The sequence below is a fragment of the Bartonella sp. AP36NXGY genome (assembly GCF_042195865.1).
Lineage (GTDB): Bacteria > Pseudomonadota > Alphaproteobacteria > Rhizobiales > Rhizobiaceae > Bartonella.
Genome location: NZ_JBHIPD010000053.1, coordinates 1 through 3,958, shown reverse-complemented (window position 1 = coordinate 3,958; position 3,958 = coordinate 1). Strand labels below are relative to the sequence as shown.

The following is a 3,958-nucleotide window of genomic DNA, read 5'->3' as shown; positions in this document are numbered from 1 at the left end:
TCTGTACGGTCAAATTTTAGGTAAATAGACCAATTGGTAAAATTATGGACTAAAAACATGAGAATATTAAAAGACCTGTTCTTAAAAAAGCGTAAACAACCAATGCAAAAAGAGTTTATTGCAACAGCTGTTGGTTATGTTCCTTGGGGGGTCGGAGCAGAGGAGTATTTTTACAACCTCTACGAATATGAAGACGGCACAAGAGAGTGTGAAAAGTTTGATGGCGGCCAGTATTATACCACACCAGAAAATGCGGATTTTAGTACCAAAGCGCAAGTGAAAGCATGGGTTTACGGTGGTGGTATTCCGAAAAGCATTCTCAATTACGAACCTCTTATAGACGAGATCAATAAAGAGATCAAAAAATTACCGAAAACCACAGGAAATAAATATGTTTACAGATAAACAGCTAAGAGCCTTGTTTGGCATTATAACTTTTATATTTTTATGTTTTTTAGGAATTAAAAAAAATCCCTACTTTATCCAAAGTATTTTGATATTTGCATCTTTTGGTTTGATAATAATAACAAATATTTTTGTAATTTTATGCAATTCTCATATTCCTTTTGAGTTGCAGAACAATCCAAAATATAAAGATGATGATACAACGGGTTGGGTGAAACTAACACGTGATTTACAACAGTATTTGCACAGACTCTTAAAACTAATAAGTTTAGCGCTTATCGTTTTAATTTTTCCAAATAGTTATAAAGAAACTGTTTTTTACCTGTCATCTCTAAGTACGTGGAGCATAAGCTTTCTTTTTCATTGGATACTGTACTTTGGTACTCAGATATTGCTCTTTGGTATTCCTTTTTAGTTTGTGTATTTTTCCTTATGTTACATACACGCAGTTTAATAAATATATCTATTTACACACTACAGTGCTCAGTTAAAAAGCTATAGTAAAATTCCGATTTTATAAAACTGTTCAGATTAAATGACGTTGTCTCTTCTCAACGTTCATAGATGAAATCAACAAAAACATCAAAAAATCATTGAAAACCACTTGATTGCATTAATAGGAGCTTGAATCAAATGCTTACACCATTTGGCAAAACCTTACGTAAAATTCGTATTGATCGAACAGAACGTTTATTAGATATGGCTAAGAAATTAGGCGTATCTATAGCATTTTTATCTTCTGTAGAAATTGGCAAAAAGCCTATACCTGCTGACATGGAAGAAAAGATCATTGAGAAATATGCTTTAAATGAAGAAACGGCTTCTATCTTGAGAAGAGAAGCAAATATTTGTAGTAAGAATTTTACAATGAACTCTTCTGACCCACTTAACCATGAAATTTCTAACACGTTTGTTAGAATGTTTAAATCTCTTTCACAACAAGATCTGACAAAGTGCAAGGAACTCATGGAGAAAGTAGAAAAAAAACGGTGCTTGCAGAATAGAATACCTTGATCCCCTTATTTTATACACCGTAAACATAATTTTATATGTTAAAAAACAATAATATCCTTTTGAAATAATTGAATAAATACGCAAATTATGCTAAGATTTTTATGTATAAATTGCAAATTTAAGGTAAGAAAAAACATGCTAAATAAAGTGACGTTAATCGGACGCCTTGGTGCTAATCCCGAAAGCAAAACTATGAATTCTGGAGCAGAAATAGTCAATTTTAGTATAGCGACTTCTGAGAGCTATACAGATAAAAAAACCAATCAAAAAGTAGAGAAAACAGAATGGCATTCAGTTGTGATTTTTAATCCACATTTAGCAAAAATTACACTTCAGTATCTCAACAAAGGTTCAAAGATTTACGTAGAAGGCAAATTACAAACACGCAAATGGCAAGATAAAAATGGGCATGACCGTTATACAACAGAGATTATCTTACCACAATTCAAAGGGGAATTGTATTTGCTTGATGCAAAGAAAGAGCAATCAGCATCCCCTACCCCTTCACCCATTACTTCTCAAAATTATGCTATCGCTTCAGGTGCTACTGATCATGGCACATCTCTTAATGATGCTATCCCATTCTGATTGATAACATATGACAAAGAGAAAAAAACGTACAAAACGCGGACGTCCTCGGATTAAAGGATGTATCAGAGAACCAAACGGACGCATCTCACGAGCAAAAACACCGCATAAACCCATGGATAAATTGGCAATTGAAATGCGTGCCAAACGCTTTGGCTTGACCATAGAAGAGGCTAAAAATCCGCTTTCCGGAACCTATATCGGGCGGTTTTATTTGCAAGGTGAAATCAATCAAGACCAATATGATGCTGCACAAAAATATCTTGAAGTGAAAAACAATTATCTATGTGCAAAAGGATTGCCTAATGCAATTTATGATAACTTTACTCCTTCATCAAATGAGGAGGCACAAAAACGGTGGATTGAAAGAGCAACTCATTGTTATGAAGAGACGAAAGAGGTTATCAAAGAAACACAACACCTCTATAGACAGTATAATCTTTACGCTGCATTACAATATCTTGTTATAGAAGATCAATCGTTAACACATCTTGTTAGCTCTTTGCGTATTGTTCTTAATGCGCTTCATAAGCATTTTAGCCATTAAAAAAGAATTGACATCAGATGAAAAATCATTAAAATGTGTATATATTTACACATTATGAGTTTAGGTAATGGAACAAGATAGCCGAAAAATCATTGCAAAATTAAAGCGTGATGGCTTTGAACTTATCAAAGTGAAAGGTTCTCATCATAAATTTAAAAAAGATGATAAGGTTGTTATCGTTCCACATCCTAAAAAAAATCTTCCGATTGGTACAGCACGTTCTATCGCACAACAAGCAGGCTGGTTAAAAGAAGGAGAAGAAGAATGAAAAGATTTTTTGCTCTTGTTCATAAAGATGAAGAATCTGCTTTTGGTGTTCAGTTTCCTGATTTTGAGGGACTTTTTTCTGCTGCTGATGAGGAAGAAAATTTAATCGCAAATGCAACAGAAGCACTCCAACTTTATTGTGAAGATATAGATAGAGTGCCTATTCCTTCAAAATTTGAAGAAGTCATACAACGGAAATCTGTCAAAACAGCTTTGTCAGAAGGAGCTTTTTTAATACAAGTTCCTTTTATTGAAAATGATTCAGAAGTCATACGCACAAATATATCAATTGAACGAGGGCTTTTACGTGCAATTGATAATTGTGCACAAAAGAGAGGTTTAACAAGATCTGCTTTTTTGGCAACAGCAGCCCGTCACGAGCTTAATATTTAGCTCATCAATCTGGAAAAATTTCTCACTCTCGATTTTTTTACAAAAGCGTGTAATTGCATATGATCCGCAAACTATTAATGAAAATCAAAAGGCGGCAGGCAAACAAAACGCTATAGTTAAGAGGGATATAACTATCATTGATATTATATACATGGCATCTAATATTTCTGGACCTGTCATTGCCTTTCCCTCCTATAATAATTTCACAATAATTTATAAAATCTAAAATATAGATTTTTTTGTTGGCATGGTGTAAAAAATCGTATTTAATGACGGCACTGCATTGGTTGTATTGCGTCCAAAATTCAAAAATATTCCCAAAAATTCAATGAAATATCAAGCCTTTAATATGGCTAGAAAGCTCTGTTTTCTAGATAATTCTGACTAATCAATTTTTCACAGAATAACAATCAATATTTGACTAATGATGTCATTAATTATGACTCAAAAGGAGCAATGATGAAAACTGTCATCACTAAGCCAATGTGTGTTGTTGGAGACAATAAAAGCACTGTTCGATTTGAACCATCAACACCCAATAATCCATTTGTTGAAGTTTCCAATCAAGTCTACGCACGTCTCAAGCGCGCTAATGCTGTAAAACCTTTTATTGGAGTCAAGACAACAGCAAAAACAGACAAGGCAGTTGAACAAATTAAGCAGATAAAACAAGAAGCCGTACAAACATCGTCTGAACCAGTGACAGAGGAAATTCCACTCGAACAGCCAAAAGCATCTAAAGCT

General features: G+C 33.8%; 7 protein-coding genes and 1 pseudogene. All 8 read left to right on the top strand.

The genetic code is table 11. From position 1 onward, the window contains the following. The first annotated feature begins 57 nt into the window (after positions 1-57). Entirely contained in the window at positions 58-405 is a 348-nt protein-coding gene (locus tag ACFINX_RS09460; protein ID WP_375668740.1) for a hypothetical protein, read from the top strand. Next, positions 392-906, top strand: a pseudogene (locus ACFINX_RS09455) (hypothetical protein). Before ACFINX_RS09460 ends, ACFINX_RS09455 begins: the two are co-directional and overlap by 14 nt. 132 nt (positions 907-1,038) lie before the next feature. Continuing rightward, positions 1,039-1,419 (top strand): XRE family transcriptional regulator, encoded by a 381-nt coding sequence (locus ACFINX_RS09450; protein ID WP_375668739.1) that lies wholly within the window; start codon positions 1,039-1,041, stop codon positions 1,417-1,419. Between the two features lie 135 nt (positions 1,420-1,554). Next, a complete protein-coding gene (gene ssb, locus ACFINX_RS09445; RefSeq protein ID WP_375668738.1) occupies positions 1,555-2,007 on the top strand; it encodes a single-stranded DNA-binding protein in 453 nt (150 codons plus the stop codon). A 10-nt stretch (positions 2,008-2,017) separates the two neighbouring features. Continuing rightward, positions 2,018-2,554 (top strand): hypothetical protein, encoded by a 537-nt coding sequence (locus ACFINX_RS09440; protein WP_375668737.1) that lies wholly within the window; start codon positions 2,018-2,020, stop codon positions 2,552-2,554. Positions 2,555-2,621: 67 nt separating this feature from the next. Then, the gene (locus ACFINX_RS09435; RefSeq protein ID WP_375612550.1) at positions 2,622-2,822 is read left to right on the top strand and encodes a type II toxin-antitoxin system HicA family toxin; all 201 of its coding nucleotides are present in this window, start codon (positions 2,622-2,624) and stop codon (positions 2,820-2,822) included. Continuing rightward, positions 2,819-3,214: a type II toxin-antitoxin system HicB family antitoxin gene (locus tag ACFINX_RS09430; protein ID WP_375613839.1), complete on the top strand. Its 396-nt coding sequence runs from the start codon at positions 2,819-2,821 to the stop codon at positions 3,212-3,214. The genes ACFINX_RS09435 and ACFINX_RS09430 overlap by 4 nt, the downstream gene beginning before the upstream one ends. 459 nt (positions 3,215-3,673) lie before the next feature. Then, a partial coding sequence (locus ACFINX_RS09425; protein WP_375668736.1) for a hypothetical protein occupies positions 3,674-3,958 on the top strand: 285 nt, incomplete at its 3' end.

What these genes read in the sequence shown, in the direction of transcription:
- ACFINX_RS09450 (WP_375668739.1), top strand. Translation starts at nt 1,039, where the DNA reads ATGCTTACACCATTTGGCAAAACCTTACGTAAAATTCGTATTGATCGA.
- ACFINX_RS09460 (WP_375668740.1), top strand. Translation starts at nt 58, where the DNA reads ATGAGAATATTAAAAGACCTGTTCTTAAAAAAGCGTAAACAACCAATG.
- ACFINX_RS09435 (WP_375612550.1), top strand. Translation starts at nt 2,622, where the DNA reads ATGGAACAAGATAGCCGAAAAATCATTGCAAAATTAAAGCGTGATGGC.
- ACFINX_RS09430 (WP_375613839.1), top strand. Translation starts at nt 2,819, where the DNA reads ATGAAAAGATTTTTTGCTCTTGTTCATAAAGATGAAGAATCTGCTTTT.
- ssb (WP_375668738.1), top strand. Translation starts at nt 1,555, where the DNA reads ATGCTAAATAAAGTGACGTTAATCGGACGCCTTGGTGCTAATCCCGAA.
- ACFINX_RS09440 (WP_375668737.1), top strand. Translation starts at nt 2,018, where the DNA reads ATGACAAAGAGAAAAAAACGTACAAAACGCGGACGTCCTCGGATTAAA.